17 protein-coding genes are annotated in these 14,733 nt (G+C 35.8%); all 17 read right to left on the reverse strand.

Features of this window, described 5'->3' with window-relative positions:
* Positions 1 to 159: 159 nt before the first annotated feature.
* The gene (locus OLM57_RS11060; RefSeq protein WP_264563756.1) at positions 160 to 1,761 is read right to left on the reverse strand and encodes an arylsulfatase; all 1,602 of its coding nucleotides are present in this window, start codon (positions 1,759 to 1,761) and stop codon (positions 160 to 162) included.
* A gap of 142 nt (positions 1,762 to 1,903) precedes the next feature.
* Positions 1,904 to 2,125, reverse strand: a complete 222-nt coding sequence (locus OLM57_RS11065) for a hypothetical protein (RefSeq protein ID WP_264563757.1) — start codon at positions 2,123 to 2,125, stop codon at positions 1,904 to 1,906.
* 61 nt (positions 2,126 to 2,186) lie between these two features.
* Positions 2,187 to 3,311 carry an ABC transporter permease gene (locus OLM57_RS11070; RefSeq protein WP_264563758.1) on the reverse strand — a complete coding sequence of 375 codons (1,125 nt, stop codon included), beginning with the start codon at positions 3,309 to 3,311 and terminating at the stop codon, positions 2,187 to 2,189.
* 290 nt (positions 3,312 to 3,601) lie between these two features.
* Entirely contained in the window at positions 3,602 to 4,708 is a 1,107-nt protein-coding gene (locus tag OLM57_RS11075; RefSeq protein WP_264563759.1) for an ABC transporter permease, read from the reverse strand.
* Between the two features lie 136 nt (positions 4,709 to 4,844).
* Positions 4,845 to 5,585, reverse strand: coding sequence for an ABC transporter ATP-binding protein (locus tag OLM57_RS11080; protein WP_264563760.1), 741 nt, complete (start codon positions 5,583 to 5,585; stop codon positions 4,845 to 4,847).
* A 147-nt stretch (positions 5,586 to 5,732) separates the two neighbouring features.
* Positions 5,733 to 6,629 (reverse strand): ABC transporter ATP-binding protein, encoded by an 897-nt coding sequence (locus OLM57_RS11085; RefSeq protein ID WP_264563761.1) that lies wholly within the window; start codon positions 6,627 to 6,629, stop codon positions 5,733 to 5,735.
* Positions 6,630 to 6,749: 120 nt separating this feature from the next.
* Complete coding sequence (locus OLM57_RS11090) at positions 6,750 to 7,628, reverse strand: HlyD family secretion protein (RefSeq protein WP_264563762.1); 879 nt, start codon at positions 7,626 to 7,628, stop codon at positions 6,750 to 6,752.
* A gap of 51 nt (positions 7,629 to 7,679) precedes the next feature.
* Positions 7,680 to 8,933 (reverse strand): TolC family protein, encoded by a 1,254-nt coding sequence (locus tag OLM57_RS11095; RefSeq protein WP_264563763.1) that lies wholly within the window; start codon positions 8,931 to 8,933, stop codon positions 7,680 to 7,682.
* Complete coding sequence (locus OLM57_RS11100; RefSeq protein ID WP_264563764.1) at positions 8,930 to 9,523, reverse strand: TetR/AcrR family transcriptional regulator; 594 nt, start codon at positions 9,521 to 9,523, stop codon at positions 8,930 to 8,932. Before OLM57_RS11100 ends, OLM57_RS11095 begins: the two co-directional genes overlap by 4 nt.
* Before the next feature lie 159 nt (positions 9,524 to 9,682).
* Positions 9,683 to 9,877, reverse strand: a complete 195-nt coding sequence (locus OLM57_RS11105) for a DUF6132 family protein (RefSeq protein ID WP_264563765.1) — start codon at positions 9,875 to 9,877, stop codon at positions 9,683 to 9,685.
* Positions 9,874 to 10,176: a thioredoxin gene (trxA, locus tag OLM57_RS11110; RefSeq protein ID WP_264563766.1), complete on the reverse strand. Its 303-nt coding sequence runs from the start codon at positions 10,174 to 10,176 to the stop codon at positions 9,874 to 9,876. Before trxA ends, OLM57_RS11105 begins: the two co-directional genes overlap by 4 nt.
* An 11-nt stretch (positions 10,177 to 10,187) precedes the next feature.
* Positions 10,188 to 10,376 (reverse strand): hypothetical protein, encoded by a 189-nt coding sequence (locus tag OLM57_RS11115; RefSeq protein ID WP_264563767.1) that lies wholly within the window; start codon positions 10,374 to 10,376, stop codon positions 10,188 to 10,190.
* A gap of 128 nt (positions 10,377 to 10,504) precedes the next feature.
* The gene (locus OLM57_RS11120) at positions 10,505 to 11,338 is read right to left on the reverse strand and encodes a methyltransferase domain-containing protein (protein WP_319800246.1); all 834 of its coding nucleotides are present in this window, start codon (positions 11,336 to 11,338) and stop codon (positions 10,505 to 10,507) included.
* 2 nt (positions 11,339 to 11,340) lie between these two features.
* Positions 11,341 to 11,544, reverse strand: coding sequence for a DUF2892 domain-containing protein (locus tag OLM57_RS11125; RefSeq protein WP_264563768.1), 204 nt, complete (start codon positions 11,542 to 11,544; stop codon positions 11,341 to 11,343).
* 60 nt (positions 11,545 to 11,604) lie between these two features.
* Complete coding sequence (locus tag OLM57_RS11130; protein WP_264563769.1) at positions 11,605 to 13,017, reverse strand: MBL fold metallo-hydrolase; 1,413 nt, start codon at positions 13,015 to 13,017, stop codon at positions 11,605 to 11,607.
* Positions 13,018 to 13,094: 77 nt separating this feature from the next.
* Entirely contained in the window at positions 13,095 to 13,883 is a 789-nt protein-coding gene (locus tag OLM57_RS11135; protein WP_264563770.1) for a sulfite exporter TauE/SafE family protein, read from the reverse strand.
* A 176-nt stretch (positions 13,884 to 14,059) separates the two neighbouring features.
* Complete coding sequence (locus tag OLM57_RS11140; protein ID WP_264563771.1) at positions 14,060 to 14,686, reverse strand: Crp/Fnr family transcriptional regulator; 627 nt, start codon at positions 14,684 to 14,686, stop codon at positions 14,060 to 14,062.
* Between the last annotated feature and the right edge of the window lie 47 nt (positions 14,687 to 14,733).

A 14,733-nucleotide genomic window follows, 5' to 3' on the forward strand; every position in this document is an offset into this window, starting at 1 on the left:
CTCAAATATATAAAACTTTTTATAAAAATTAGTAGGTGGTTTAAACTATTTTAATAAAAAAAACACCAATAATCATTAGAAATATGATTATTGGTGTTTCTAGTTATAATTCTATGAAATATTCAAATATTTCGCAAAATTTGTAGGTTTTGATTCTTCTTATTTAGATCCTGCAGCAGCAGCTGCAGCAGCCATTTTAGCTTCCAATTCAGATTTTAAAGCACTTAAAGTAAAACTGGCTCCTTTTTGCATTGGAGGGAATTCAAGAAGTGATTGTGCTGCTGCACCAATTTGTTTTTGTGCCAATACAAAACGCCAGAATTCATATTTGTACCATTCCATATACTCTAATGAACCTTGGTTTCCTGTGTACCAAGCTGTGCGTTCTAATGGATCTAGGCGCAAGTTGGTGATTGTTGGAGCACCAATAGTATAGGTTGTTCCTAACCATCCACCAGGTTGTTGTTGAAATTGGTATTTATAATCATCAACACGCAAAGCACCTAAAGTACTTTCTGCGAAATAAAATATTTCGTGACGTGCAGATGGTCCTTTTCCGGTAATCAAAGCAGTTTGGTCGTAACCATCAAGGTGATTTTTGTAGGTAACTCCTTCAACTGTTTTTCCTTTTAAAAGATCGGCAGTAATGTTTGGGTCTCCTGCAGCTGTTAAGAATGTTGGGAACCAGTCCATTCCTGAGAATATACCGTTTTCAACTTTTCCAGCAGGTACTTTTCCTGGCCAACGCAGTAGCGCCGGTGCACGGAAACCACCTTCGTAAGTAGTTCCTTTTCCAGCAAAGAAAGGTGTTTGTCCACCATCAGGCCATGTAAAGTTTTCGGTACCATTGTCTGTTGTAAATACCACAATAGTATTGTCGTCCAGACCATTGTCTTTCAAATATTTCATTACAGAACCCACAATGTCATCCAACTGTGCCATACCCGCTTCGTGAATAGACCAACCATTGGTTGAATTACGCATGGCTTCGTATTTTGGAGAAAGGTGTGTTACAATATGCATACGAGTTGGATTCAACCACAAGAAAAATGGTTTTTTGTCGGCTCTAGCTTTGTCCATAAATTTAAGAGAACTTGCCAAAAACTCATCATCGACAGTTTGCATACGTTCTGGACACATTTGGCCTTCATCGGATATTTTTTGTTTTCCAATTTTTCCCCAGCGAGGTTGTACCGTTGCATCATCTACAGTTGTTGCCCATGAGTGAATTACGTTACGAGGTCCAACTACATTCAATAAATCTTGAGGATATCCAGGATGGCAAGGATCTTCCATTGCATCTAAGTGATACAAATACCCTTGAAATTCATCAAAACCATGAACGGTTGGCAAAAATTGGTTTAAATCTCCTAAGTGGTTTTTACCAAATTGTCCTGTGGCATAGCCCATTCCTTTAAGGGCAGTAGCGATTGTAATTGCTTCTGCAGGCAATCCTATTGGTGATCCGGCTTGTCCTACAGTAGTCATCCCAGTACGGAAAGGGATTTCTCCTGTGATAAAGTTGGCACGACCAGCAGTACAACTAGCCTCAGCATAATAATCGGTAAATCGCATTCCTTCGGCAGCAATTTTATCTAGGTTTGGTGTTTTGGTAGCCATCAATCCCTGATTGTAGCAGCCCATATTTAGCCAACCAATATCATCGCCCATAATAACGACAATGTTTGGTTTTTTTTGCGCTTGTGTTGCCATCGTAGTAGCAAGAAGCAGCATTACTCCAATTTTTGCTTTAATTTTCATTTTATCTTAATTTGTTTGTTAATGATACAATCCAAATCTAATATTTTTTTTCGATTTATAATGAGAAATTCTTATTTAATTGTAAAAAAAAAGAGTGTTTGATAGGTCAAACACTCTTTTTTGGGAAATTATAAATTAAAAATTAGGCTTTTGGCTCTGCTTTGGCAGCACAACAGGATCTTTTTGTTTTATCACAGGTTTTCTTTTCCTCTGCAGAACAGGTTTTATGATCTTTTGTACATGCTTTTTTGACTTTTGCAGTACTTTCTTTTTTAGTAGTTTCTTTTGGTTTTGTTTCCTGAGCACTCGCACTCATTCCTGCAGAGAAGAAGGTTACGGCCAATGCGATGATTAAATTTTTCATATGTTTCTGTTTTTGATTTTAATGATGATTCAAAAATATTGTTTTTATCGAATGATTTAAATTAATTAACTTTTTTATAACTCAATACGGCAAGAGTATTTAAAACAACTGCATAAGCGGTTATAATGGAAAATTGAGTTGTAATATCTGAAAAAGTGGCGCCTTTGAGCATTACCATTCGTATGATTTCGACAAAATACCGAATGGGATTCAACAATGTAATATTTTGTGCCCAATTTGGCATGCTTTCGATGGGGGTAAACAGTCCGCTCATTAATAAAAAAATAACCATAAAAAACCAGGAGATAAACATGGCCTGTTGTTGGGTATCAGTATGATTGGATATAAATAATCCGATGCCTAAAATAAGTAGTAAATAAACAGAAGTAAACGCGTATATTAAACCCAAACTGCCCAACATTGGGACATTGAAAACGAATTTTGCAATTAGCAAACCTATAGTAAGAATCACCAAACCAAGTATCCAAAAAGGAAATAATTTGCCAATAATGAATTGGTGTTTCTGGATTGGAGTGACATTAATTTGCTCCAAAGTGCCTATTTCTTTCTCCCGAACGATATTCATTGCCGATAGAAATAGTGTAATCATAGTGACTAACAGCACTAAAATACCTGGAACCATATACGTTTTATAATTCAACGTATTGTTATACCAAAAAGAGGGAATGGTCACTATGTTTTGTGGCGCTTCAATGGAACCGTCGTTGTATTGCAAAAGTTCACTTTGAATTTTTTGGTTATATCCTCCAATGATTTGCGAAATATAAACATTCTCAACTCCTGCCGAAGCTCCGTCAATGGCGTTGATACATACGGACAATGTGGTAGTTTTATCGGTGATGAGGTTGCGTTCAAAATGGGTTGGAATTTCGAGAATAATATCTACGTTTCCTTTTTGCATTTCGAGATTGGCTTGTTCTTTAGTATTAAATTGATTTATTATTTTGAAAGATTTTGAAGCTTGAAATTTGCTAATGAGTTCTCTAGAAGCGGCAGAGTGGTCGTGGTCGATATAAGAGAATTTGATGTTTTGTACTTCAAAACTAGCTGCATTGGATAAAATCAAAAGTTGGATAAGGGGTAAAACAAATATAATAGGTAACATTCCTTTGTCTCTAAAGATTTGTCTGAATTCTTTTTGGATAATGAATATAATGGTTTTCATATTTGTTTTTTATCACTTAGGTTATTGGCTCGCAGATTTTTTGTTTTTTGAAATTGAGATTGTCATTGAGATTGAAATGTTTTTGTTTCCCCTGAAGGCCTAGCCCTGATAGCAATGGAAAGCCCGGAGCGGAAAAAAGTAGTTTTTTATTGCCCTAAAAAAGCGACTAGAAGAAGCTCTTTTTGGGCTTAGAAAAACACTTTTTGGAGTGAGGACTTGCAATGTATAGCAGGATTAGCTATTAATTATTTTTAAATTTTTTTCTTTGTTCTTGTCTCTATTTTCTTTTTTCACTCTAATCTTATTTTATATTTTTTGATGCTTATTGCTATGAAAAACACCGTCATTCCGACCAGAATTAATGTCTCTTTCCAGATGGTATGAATGGTGGCTCCTTTGAGCATGATGGCTTTGATAATGATGATAAACCACTTGGCGGGGATGATGTTACTCATGATTTGCAGTGGCAACGGCATACTCGAAATGGGGAATATAAACCCCGACAATATGATTACAGGAAGCATTAATCCCGCTAACGAAAACATCATGGCGGTTTGTTGGGATTGGGCGATGGTGGAGATTAAAATCCCCAGGGATAATGCGGTGATGATGAATAAAATACTTTCTAAAGCCAATAAAAGCAAACTTCCTTCGATGGGCATTTTGAACACGAAAAAACCCAAAAGTAATATGATTGTCGCATTGATAATCGAAAGAAAAATATATGGGAATACTTTTCCAATGACCACTTGAAAGGGTTTTATAGGAGAAACCAAAAGCACTTCCATAGTGCCCATTTCTTTTTCTCTTGTGATCGAAATGGACGTCATCATGGCCGAAACGAGCATCAAAATTACCGTCATCACACCGGGAACAAAAGTGAAAACACTCTTGAGTTCGGGGTTGTAATAGAGTTGGGTTTGCATTTGGATTTGGTAAATGGGTTTGATGTTTTTGTTGAGTTCCTGAGAGTAATTCTGTAAAATGGCGTTGATGTAATTGGTAATCGTATTGGCCATATTCGGGTCGGTGGCATCGGTGATGACCTGAACTTTGGCTATTTTTTTGTTTTGTAAGTTTTGAATAAAATCTTTTTCGAACACCAAGACGGCTTTGATTTTTCCGGTTCGAAAAACGCTTTCTATTTGGGCTTCATGAGTGATTTGATCCTGAATTTTGAAATACTTGGAGGCACTTATTTTATTGATTATTTGTAGGGTTTCGGCGTCTTTGGATTGGTCGAAAATAGCAATATTGACATTATTGATTTCATTGGTAATGGCAAATCCGAATAGCATAATTTGTACCATTGGCATCCCGAAAAGAATGAACATAGTACGTTTGTCCCGAAAAATGTGGTAGAATTCTTTTGTTACAAAACCGATGAATCTTTTCATTAATTAAAAATTTGTTTCAAGTTTAAGGTTTCAAGTTTTTGAACCATTAAGGGATTAAGCTTATTAAGTTTCAAAACGGCACTTAATTTCCTTAATGCCTTAATGGTTTTCTATTTTTTTTGTTCCCCCTTGGGGGTTAGGGGGCTTCAACATTTCTGGCGAGTTTTAGGAAAACATCATTCATGGAATCGACATTGTATTTTTGTTTTAAATTTTTTGGACTGTCAAGGGCTTCTATTTTTCCTTCGACCATAATCGAGACTCGGTCACAATATTCGGCTTCGTCCATATAATGCGTTGTGACAAATAGTGTAGTGCCTTTGTGTGCTTCGGAGTAAATCATTTCCCAGAATTGTCTTCTCGTTATGGGATCAACGCCTCCTGTAGGTTCGTCTAGGAATACTATTTTGGGTTCGTGCAACAATGCTACCGAAAAGGAAAGTTTTTGTTTCCAGCCTTGTGGTAAAGATTTTACGAGTTTGTCAGAAACATCATGTAAGCCAAGTTCTTGAATTAATTGTGCTGTTTTTTCTTTGATTTGAGCACGGGACAAGCCATAAATTCCGCCAAAAAAAGTGATGTTTTCCTTGATAGTCAAATCGTCATACATCGAAAATTTTTGGCTCATATACCCAATGCTTTTTTTGACCATTTCGGCTTGGGTTTTTACATCAAATCCCGCTACGATTGCTTCGCCAGATGTGGGTTTTGAAATCCCGATAAGCATTTTCATAGCTGTCGTTTTTCCGGCTCCATTGGCCCCCAGAAACCCAAAAATCTCCCCTTTGTACACATCAAAAGAAATACTGTCGACAGCGGTGAAACTGCCAAATTCTTTAGTGAGTTTTTTTACGGTTATGATTTTTTCTTCGTTCATTCTGAATGTTTTTTTTATAAATTGCTAACGACTGGATTATAAATATTTTTAACCGCAAAGACCGCAATGTAATCGCTATGTACGCAAAGCTTTGCGAACTTTGCGATTTTATTCTTTGCGCACTTTGCGGTTCATTTTTTATATAGATTACAAATCCATAAAAACATCTTCTATGGTTGGTTTTGTTATTTGGATTGCTATTTCGGTATGATTTTTTTCTTTTAAATATTTTTTTAATGCATCAGAATCGAATTCAGCTTCTTTGTCAGTATAATGAATGGATTCCCCAAAGGCATAAACGCTGTATTGACTCGGATAATTTTTTAGATCGAGTAGGAGCTGATAGGTGTTTTTAGCTCGGATATCATAGATGGTTTTCTCGTATTTGTTAATAATATTTTGTGGAGAATCAATTTTTAAAATTTGCCCTTTTTGGATTAATGCAATTCGGTCGCACAAAGCGGCCTCGTCCATATAAGGAGTTGAAACCAAAATCGTAATTCCTTTTTGTTGCAATCGCTTTAGCATTTGCCAAAATTCCTTTCGGGAAACCGGATCCACTCCTGTTGTGGGTTCGTCGAGAAATAAGACTTTTGGTTTATGAATTAAAGCGCAGCACAAAGCCAGTTTTTGTTTCATTCCGCCCGAAAGTGCGCCGGCTCTTCGGGTTTTAAAAGGTTCAATTTGAATGTAAATATCTTTGATTAAATCGTAATTTTCCTGAATGGTGGTGCCGAAAAGCGTCGCAAAAAAAGTCAAGTTTTCTTCGACCGATAAATCTTGATACAAGGAGAATTTTCCAGGCATGTAACCCACGCAATTCCGTATGGATTTGTATTCTTTTACAACATCAAAACCCGCAACGGAGGCGGTTCCTTCGTCGGCAAACAGCAATGTAGTCAATATTCTGAAAAGTGTTGTTTTTCCTGCACCATCAGGTCCTATGAGACCAAATATTTCACCTTCTTTTACTTCAAAAGAAATAGCTTCAACAGCTTTTATCTTGTTGTACGATTTGGAAATATTTTGAACTTTTATACTCATTTTTTTGGAGGAAGTTTAAATGTTTAAAGTTTAAAGTTTAAAATTTTTGAACCATTAACGGATTAAGCTTAATAAACTTAATTTCTTAATGGTTTAATTTTTGTTTTCCCTTCGGAAAGGTTAGGGGGCTATCCACATTTCGGCTGGCATTCCTATTTTTAAACTGCCATCATTTTTCACTTCGACTTTTACGGCATAGACTAAGTTTACGCGTTCTTCTTTCGTTTGGACGATTTTTGGAGTAAACTCAGCTACCGATGAAATCCAGGAAATGGTTCCAGGATACGATTTCATTCCGTTTCCGTTATCGATTTTTACGGTTACTTTTTGGTTCAGTTTTATTTGTGGGAGTTGGGTTTCACTAATATAAACACGCAAGGTCATTTGGTTGAGATTGGCTATTTTATAAAATGGTTTTCCAAAGGAAGTGATCTCATTGGGTTCGGCATATTTGGCCAAAACCGTCGCGTTAATTGGGTTGGTGATTTTACTTTTCTTGATTTGGTCATTTATTTTTTTAATTTGAACATCAATCGAAGCAATTTCGTTTATAATAGGTGCATTTTGGGTTTGAACGCCTTTTATTTGCTCTCTGATCACATCTACTTTTCCTCCAATTTCATCTACTTGACGTTTGGTTGCGGCATTTTCGGAAAACATATTCTGAATCCTTTTTTGTTCTATCAAAGTGGTTTTGAGTTGTGCCTGCAAAACATCGATTTGGGATAACACATTTGCCGATTTTGAATGTGTTGTAGCTTTAGAAGTAATGAGTTGTTGTTTATTGAGATACAATTGTGTTGTATCGACCAATCCTACCAAAGTATTCGGTTCAAGTACGTCGCCTTCTTCAAGATTTAAATACTCTAATTTTCCATTGGCTTCCGCCGAAATGGTAACTTCGGTCGCTTCAAAATTGCCATAACCATCGGCTTTGTTGTCGTTGTTGTTGCACGAAAACAGACTTGCTAAGAGTAAGAATATGATTATTTGTTTCATTTGTTTTAAAGTTTAATCGTTTAAGAGTTTAATCCTGTTAACCTTTCGGGGTTAAGGAGCGCCTTTTACCACCTGATAATTGGCTTTGGCGAGTTCCAATTGTATTTCGTGTATTTTTTGGCTGTTTTTGGCTTCATACAAATTGGTAAATTCGGTCAAATATTCGGAGGCAGTAATCACACCATTTTTTAATTGCGAGCTGGCCGATTTTTCTACATATTCCCGTAATGGAATTATATCGGTATCGGTGGCAATATTGGCTTCCGATTTTTTTATTTCGGCATTGATTTCTTGTAGTTGAATGTTGTTGTTGAGCAAGAACGTCTCTTTTTCGGTAGCGATGATGTCCGCAGAAACAGACAGCGCTTCTGCCTCAGATTTTGATTTGTTCCAATCGAAGACATTCCAATTGGCTCTCAATCCCACCATAAAAATGGGTTGAAACGAATTGTCAATCATATTCAGACCCGGATTACCGTAACCAGCTATTCCAAAGGCATTTATTTTTGGCAGATTATTTTTGGTTAGTATACTTTTTGAAGCTTCAATTTGTTGGTCTTGCAAGTCGAAATATTTCAATTCAGGACGATTGATTGTGGTGTTAGTTTCAGTTGCAATTATTGGCTTTTCTAATATAGTTGTTTCAGAAATATTGGAATACGTTAAGGAAGAAAGGTTCTCAAACAGCTTCTTTTTGTCGTATTGAATTTCGGAAAGCTGTTGTTTTATTTTTAGATTTTCGGCTTCCAGCACTTTTTCGGAGGCAGGAAGAATGGCTCCAAATTGAATACCTGATTTGACTTCTTTTATTTTGGATTCCAATTGATTTTGTTTTGCTATCAAAAGGTCATTGCGTTCCTGCAAAAGTAAAATCGAAAAAAATAGCTGATTGATTTTGGACTTCAGTTGGTACAAATTTACCTCGACTTGCTGTTGTTGCGTTTTGGTTTGAGCCTCTTTGAGTTTGCTATTAGCATCTATCATACCGCCATTATACAACAACTGATTAACATCCAAAGTAGCTTTGTATTGGTCTTTGTTTAACGGTTCCAAAAAGGGATTTGGTATGGTTGTGACTTGATTTTGATAGGTTCCTTGTGCATTCAAATCGATTTTAGGAAGTTTTCCAGTTTGTAAAGCATTCACTTCATAATCGGATTTTTGTTGCAATAAAGTAATCTGTTTGGCGGTTGGATAATTTTTATTGACCAGAGCATAACAGTTTTCTAGTGTCATTTTTTGTTGTGCCAAAGTAAAAAGTGGGAATAAAAAAAGGATTGTAAAAGTGTATTTTGAAGTGCTCATTTTTTTATCGAATTAATAATAGTTTCGGCTATGCTTGTTTTTCGTTCTTCCATCATTTCATTAAATTCACTTTCTGAAAGCTGAATGATTCCTTTTACCATCATTTTGGCTGCAAAAGGGAAAACCGTCATCGAAAAAATGTCTAATAAAAGTTGCTTTGGAGGAATTGGTTTGATGATTCCATCGGCTATTTCTTTTTCGATTTGGGCTAGTAAGGGAGTAGGATCGGGTCTGTTTTTATGATTTAAAAACTTCATCACAAATTCGGGATTGTTGTTCATTTCCTGAATTACAAAAGGTGGTAAATAAGGGTTGACAATGACAAACGAAATGTAATTGTTAGTAAATTTTCTAATTTTCTCGAAAACCGTTGCATCCGAATTGAAAATGGCATTAATCTGTGGTGCTAATTGGCTAAAGGCATTCATAAAAACCGCTTCGAAAAGCAATTGTTTGTTCTTGAAACAATAATGCAACATTGCTTTGTTTATGCCTGCTTCATCTGCAATTTCCTGCATGCGTGCTCCAGCGAATCCTTTTTTTTGAAACACTATTCTGGCCGCATTGAATATTTTTTCTTCGGTTGTCATAGATACTAACTGTATGGTTTAACCATTTGGTTAACAAAGGTAAATAAAAAAAGTATTTCGGGTTGAAATACTCGTGATTTTTTTGTCACTGATTAAACAGATTTCCACTGACTAATTTGTTCTAATTTGCGAAATTAGTGGCTAATATTGTTTTTTTACCTATTTCTTCTCTTCCTTTACAAACATATTAAACAATAACCCACCAAGTAAACTACCATAAAGTGTTGAGTTTACTGGTTTTGAGGTTATGGCGCAACTGCCCGAAGCACAACCCACAAAGTGATAGTATAAATAGCCGGAAATCGCACCAATTATGATTCCGATGCTCGTGATAATAATCGCTTTCCTGGTCATGAATTACTTTTTTCTACAATTACTTTTATTAAATCGGCTGAGCTCAGAACCCCCGATTGCCTCCATAATTGTTTGCCGTTTTGAAAAAGTATCATGGTGGGAACACCCCGAACTTGGTATTGCGAAGCGATTTGTTGGTTTTTGTCCACGTCAATTTTGATGATAGAAATACGATCACCCAAATTGTCTTTTACCTGTTTTAATATTGGAGCCAATGTTTGGCAAGGCCCACACCAAGTTGCAAAAAAATCGACCAATACAGGTTTCTCGGATTGAATAATATTGTTGAAGCTACTCATTTTGTATGTATTTATTTTTTAGGAATTGCACATCCATTTGGACCACAACCCGTATTGAAAAGGGCTTGAATAAAGAAAAATAATCCGAAGGCTATGAAAAACCATTCGCGGGTGTAATACGCTTGTACGAATAGGAATATTGCAAAAGCCAAACGAAAGATTCGCATAATATGCCAATTGGTGAAAAGTAGGTTTTTCATTTTTTGGGGTTTAAAAAAGGTTAAGGGTTTTAAAGTTTAAATCGTTTAAAGTTGTTTAAGAGTTTAAAGTATTTCGGAATTGCAATTTGAATTGTCTCCTAACTTTGGTTTGAGTAATTTTTTATTTTCTAAAACTTAGATCCAATTTTATATTTTACATCATAAGCGATTTCTTTTTGCAAAGTATCTAATGGGATTTCATTTTGACTTATTATCAATACTTCGGCAAAATTGCTGCTCATGCTCACGTTTAAAACTCCTTCGATGGAAGTGAACTTTTCGGAAACGGTATTTTTGCAACCACTACAGGTGATGCCTTCAAAAGGATATGAATTAACGGAAACTTCATTGTTCTTTTGCAATTCGATAAACAATTCGGAACCAGCTCTAGGAGTGGCAGAATTATGACAAACTTCCATTTTTAGAAAATCAAAACTAACTTTGAAAAGCAATTCATATTCTTCTTGGCTACCGCCAAAAGGAGGACCACTTTCGAATGTTCGATTAAATAACAAACCCGAAATTTTTCCTTCTTTAGCTAGAAGCTGATGCATTTTCCAAACGTATTTTTGTCGCATGATGGGGGGCAAAGCACAAAAGAAGGTTTGTTCAATTATTAAATCATAAGCGCCTTGATGTTCAAAAAAGTCTCCCAATACAATTTTTATATTAGGGTTATCTTTGAATTTGGTTTTTAGTTTTTCAATCAATGTTGGTGCAATATCAATAACGGTAACGTTTGTAAAACCTTTATATAGAAGATATTCCGCTTCATAGGTATTTCCGCATCCGGGAATTAAAATAGGAAGGTTTTTGTCTTCAATAGTATCAATATAGCTTTTTAATGGTGGAGAAACTTCACCGAGGTCCCAACCGGTTGTATTGGCTTGATACTGGTTGTTCCAATAGGTTTGATCCAAAGGCTTTTCGCAGGATACTACACAACATTGTAATTCATCCATTCTTATTGTTTTTTATTGGTGTTTATTCCTAAAAGTGTATATAATGGACAAAAACTAATAAAACTTGTTAGCAAAAATACAATTGCAAAAGCCAATAAAACAATAGCTAGTGTACCCGTTATGATACCTGCATAGTACAATATTGCAATGATGATTCCAATTACTGAACGGATCAATTTGTCTGTAGAACCCATATTTTTTTTCATAATATAAAAGTGTTTATTGGTTAATGAATTGTTATAATTGTATAAAGTTTAAGTTAAATGCTATTGAATTTTGCTTTGACAAACAAAATCTGTTCTGGGAACATCAGTTTTGGTGATGGCGTTAAATCCGCCTTCTATTTCGCTGAAATTTCTAAACCCACGAGCTTGCAAAATCGATGCTGCAATCATACTTCGGTAGCCACCGGCGCAATGCATAAAGAAATGTTCTTTTGGATCAATATCTTTTATCCAATTGTTGATGTTAGCAAGTGGTTTGCTGTAGGCATCTTTAATATGTTCAGCGCTGTATTCTGATGCTTTACGGATGTCGATTATTTTGTTTTCGCCAATTTTCAGATCGTTTTTAAATTGTTCGGCATTGATTCTATTTACGGTGTCGATTTCTTTTCCTGCGTTTTTCCAAGCCTCAAAACCACCTTCTAAATGTCCTAATAAATTATCAAATCCTACGCGACTCAATCGTGTCACGGTTTCTTTTTCTCTTCCCACCTCGGTTATCAGTAAAATGGGTTGTTTTACATCGGCGATCAAAGCGCCTACCCAGGGGGCAAAATCGCCATCGACACCAATGTTTATGGATTGAGGAATAAAACCTTTGGCAAATACTCCATTGTCTCGAGTATCTAGAATTAAGGCGCCCGTTTCGTCTGCGGTAGCTTCAAATTCGTTTACGGTTAATGCTTTCATGCCTAGATCCATTACGTTTTCAAAACTATTGTATCCTTTTTTATTCATAGCCACATTCATTCCAAAATAGGCAGGAGGAGGAAGAAGACCATCAGTAACTTCTTTGATGAATTCGGCTTCGGTCATATTGGCTCTCAAAGCATAATTGGTCGCTTTTTGGTTTCCAATGGTCGAAACAGTTTCTTTGCTCATGTTTTTTCCACAGGCACTTCCGGCACCATGAGCAGGATACACTATGACATCATCTGCAAGTGTCATGACTTTATCTCTTAACGAATGAAATAACAATCCGGCCAACTGTTCTTGTGTCATCCCAGCTGCTTTTTGAGCTAAATCGGGTCTTCCGACATCACCTATAAATAAAGTATCGCCAGAGAAAATAGCATAATCTTTTCCGTTTTCGTCGATTAATAAAAAAGTAGAACTTTCCATGGTATGACCTGGAGTATGCAGTACTTTTATTTTGATATTTCCAATTTCAAAAATTTGATTATCCGTTGCAACTGTGGCTTCAAATTCAGGCTTTGCGGTTGGTCCATAAACAATTTTTGCTCCGGTTTCTCTGCTTAAATCCAAATGGCCAGAAACAAAATCAGCGTGAAAATGGGTTTCGAAAATATATTTCAATTTGACACCATCACGTTCGATTCTGTCCAAATAGGGTTGTGTTTCTCTAAGCGGGTCAATTATAGCCGCTTCGCCATCTGAAGTGATGTAATATGCGCCTTGTGCTAGACAGCCAGTATATATTTGTTCTATTTGCATGATTTTAATTTTAATGTGATACAAAGTTACTTCTGTTTTATGATATTTTCAGTGACAAAAATTACTTTAACGTAAGTTTATTTGAATAAAATTTCTTTGATAATGATATAAATTCCCATGATCAAAATGAACCAACCAAAAATGGGTTTCAATTTGTCACCGTCTAATTTTTTGGACAACTGTGTACCAATAATCATCCCGATAAAAGCCATACCTGAAATAGTGAATAAGAAAGGATAATTGATTGGTGTTCCAATATATAAATCACCAACAAAACCAATGGAGGAATTAATAAAAATGATTAATAATGAAGTTCCAACAGCCTGTTTCATAGGTAAATTAGCGAAAAATAAAAGAGCTGGAATAATTAAAAATCCTCCGCCCGCACCCAAAAAACCAGTTACAATTCCAACCACGGAGCCAATTAAAGCTAAATGCAAATAATTAGTTCCAGTAGATTCTATATTAGAATTGGTTTTACGAATCATAGAAAAAGAAGCTGCCATCATCAGGACAGCAAAAATAATCATGATCAGAAAATTTTTGGTGACCTCAAAATTATTTATCGTAAAAAGTACATTGGGAATCTTTAAAATGATCACTTCTCGAATAACCAATATGGAAAATACAGATGGAACCGCAAAATACATTGCCGATTTGATTTTGAGATTTCCCATTCGATAATGACTGAAACAACCTGATAAAGCAGTAATTCCGACAATAAATAATGAATAACTAGTAGCCAATTTAGGATCTATTTTGAACAGATAAACTAATATAGGAATAGTCAAAATAGAACCACCACCACCGATGAGACCTAAAGAGAGCCCAATAATTATTGAAGCCAAATAACCGAAGTATTCCATGTTTTTTTATTTGTGTCAAAGATGCAAAGACTATTGTTGATGTAAAGTAACTTTTGTCACAGTTTTTTAATAGTGTTCAGTGTTCAGTTTTTGAGAGATCAGTTAGCAGTTTTTCGGTAAACTATAGTAGGAGTCAACTGAATACTGAAAAAAACTGACCACTGACTACTAAGTATTTACATCAATATCTCAATCTGGTTGCGATGCAAAACGACCAAACCACGTTGTTCCATTTTTTTGAGTAATCTCGAAATCACTTCTCTGGAGGTATTCAAATCCGATCCGATTTCTTGGTGCGAAAGTTTCAGTTCCTTGCATCCACAGGCTTCTACTTGTCGTTTTAGATAAAATTCAAGGCGTTCGTCCATAGCTCTAAAGGCGATGCTGTCAATAACTTCCAATACTTCTTCGAAACGATTTCGATAAGTACCAATCACAAATTCATACCAACTTCGATGTTCCATCATCCATTTGTCCATCAAGGATAAAGGAACCATAACCACTTCGGCATCTTCAACCACCTTGGCCATAATTTGGCTCTTTTCATTCTTGGTCGCACACACCATTGAGAGCGCACAAGCTTGACCAGGCTGAAGGTAATACATAAAAAACTCACCACCATCATCATCTTCACGATACACTTTGATAGTTCCTTTGGTAACCAAAATAGTGTTTTTAATGTATTGTCCTGTGCGCATAATGACTTCTCCAGCATCAAAATGCTTGATGACTTCGTTTGTCTTTATATCTTGTATCAGCTGGTTTGAGAAGGAAGGAAATATGTTTTTTAGTTGCTCTGGCATTTTTGTCTTGATTTTAAAATTAGTTGAGATACCAATACTGTAAAAGT

The sequence above is a fragment of the Flavobacterium sp. N3904 genome, from assembly GCF_025947305.1.
In the GTDB taxonomy this organism is placed as follows: Bacteria; Bacteroidota; Bacteroidia; order Flavobacteriales; family Flavobacteriaceae; genus Flavobacterium.

What these genes read in the sequence shown, in the direction of transcription:
- OLM57_RS11060 (WP_264563756.1), bottom strand. Translation starts at nt 1,761, where the DNA reads ATGAAAATTAAAGCAAAAATTGGAGTAATGCTGCTTCTTGCTACTACG.
- OLM57_RS11065 (WP_264563757.1), bottom strand. Translation starts at nt 2,125, where the DNA reads ATGAAAAATTTAATCATCGCATTGGCCGTAACCTTCTTCTCTGCAGGA.
- OLM57_RS11070 (WP_264563758.1), bottom strand. Translation starts at nt 3,311, where the DNA reads ATGAAAACCATTATATTCATTATCCAAAAAGAATTCAGACAAATCTTT.
- OLM57_RS11075 (WP_264563759.1), bottom strand. Translation starts at nt 4,708, where the DNA reads ATGAAAAGATTCATCGGTTTTGTAACAAAAGAATTCTACCACATTTTT.
- OLM57_RS11080 (WP_264563760.1), bottom strand. Translation starts at nt 5,585, where the DNA reads ATGAACGAAGAAAAAATCATAACCGTAAAAAAACTCACTAAAGAATTT.
- OLM57_RS11085 (WP_264563761.1), bottom strand. Translation starts at nt 6,629, where the DNA reads ATGAGTATAAAAGTTCAAAATATTTCCAAATCGTACAACAAGATAAAA.
- OLM57_RS11090 (WP_264563762.1), bottom strand. Translation starts at nt 7,628, where the DNA reads ATGAAACAAATAATCATATTCTTACTCTTAGCAAGTCTGTTTTCGTGC.
- OLM57_RS11095 (WP_264563763.1), bottom strand. Translation starts at nt 8,933, where the DNA reads ATGAGCACTTCAAAATACACTTTTACAATCCTTTTTTTATTCCCACTT.
- OLM57_RS11100 (WP_264563764.1), bottom strand. Translation starts at nt 9,523, where the DNA reads ATGACAACCGAAGAAAAAATATTCAATGCGGCCAGAATAGTGTTTCAA.
- OLM57_RS11105 (WP_264563765.1), bottom strand. Translation starts at nt 9,877, where the DNA reads ATGACCAGGAAAGCGATTATTATCACGAGCATCGGAATCATAATTGGT.
- trxA (WP_264563766.1), bottom strand. Translation starts at nt 10,176, where the DNA reads ATGAGTAGCTTCAACAATATTATTCAATCCGAGAAACCTGTATTGGTC.
- OLM57_RS11115 (WP_264563767.1), bottom strand. Translation starts at nt 10,376, where the DNA reads ATGAAAAACCTACTTTTCACCAATTGGCATATTATGCGAATCTTTCGT.
- OLM57_RS11120 (WP_319800246.1), bottom strand. Translation starts at nt 11,338, where the DNA reads ATGGATGAATTACAATGTTGTGTAGTATCCTGCGAAAAGCCTTTGGAT.
- OLM57_RS11125 (WP_264563768.1), bottom strand. Translation starts at nt 11,544, where the DNA reads ATGAAAAAAAATATGGGTTCTACAGACAAATTGATCCGTTCAGTAATT.
- OLM57_RS11130 (WP_264563769.1), bottom strand. Translation starts at nt 13,017, where the DNA reads ATGCAAATAGAACAAATATATACTGGCTGTCTAGCACAAGGCGCATAT.
- OLM57_RS11135 (WP_264563770.1), bottom strand. Translation starts at nt 13,883, where the DNA reads ATGGAATACTTCGGTTATTTGGCTTCAATAATTATTGGGCTCTCTTTA.
- OLM57_RS11140 (WP_264563771.1), bottom strand. Translation starts at nt 14,686, where the DNA reads ATGCCAGAGCAACTAAAAAACATATTTCCTTCCTTCTCAAACCAGCTG.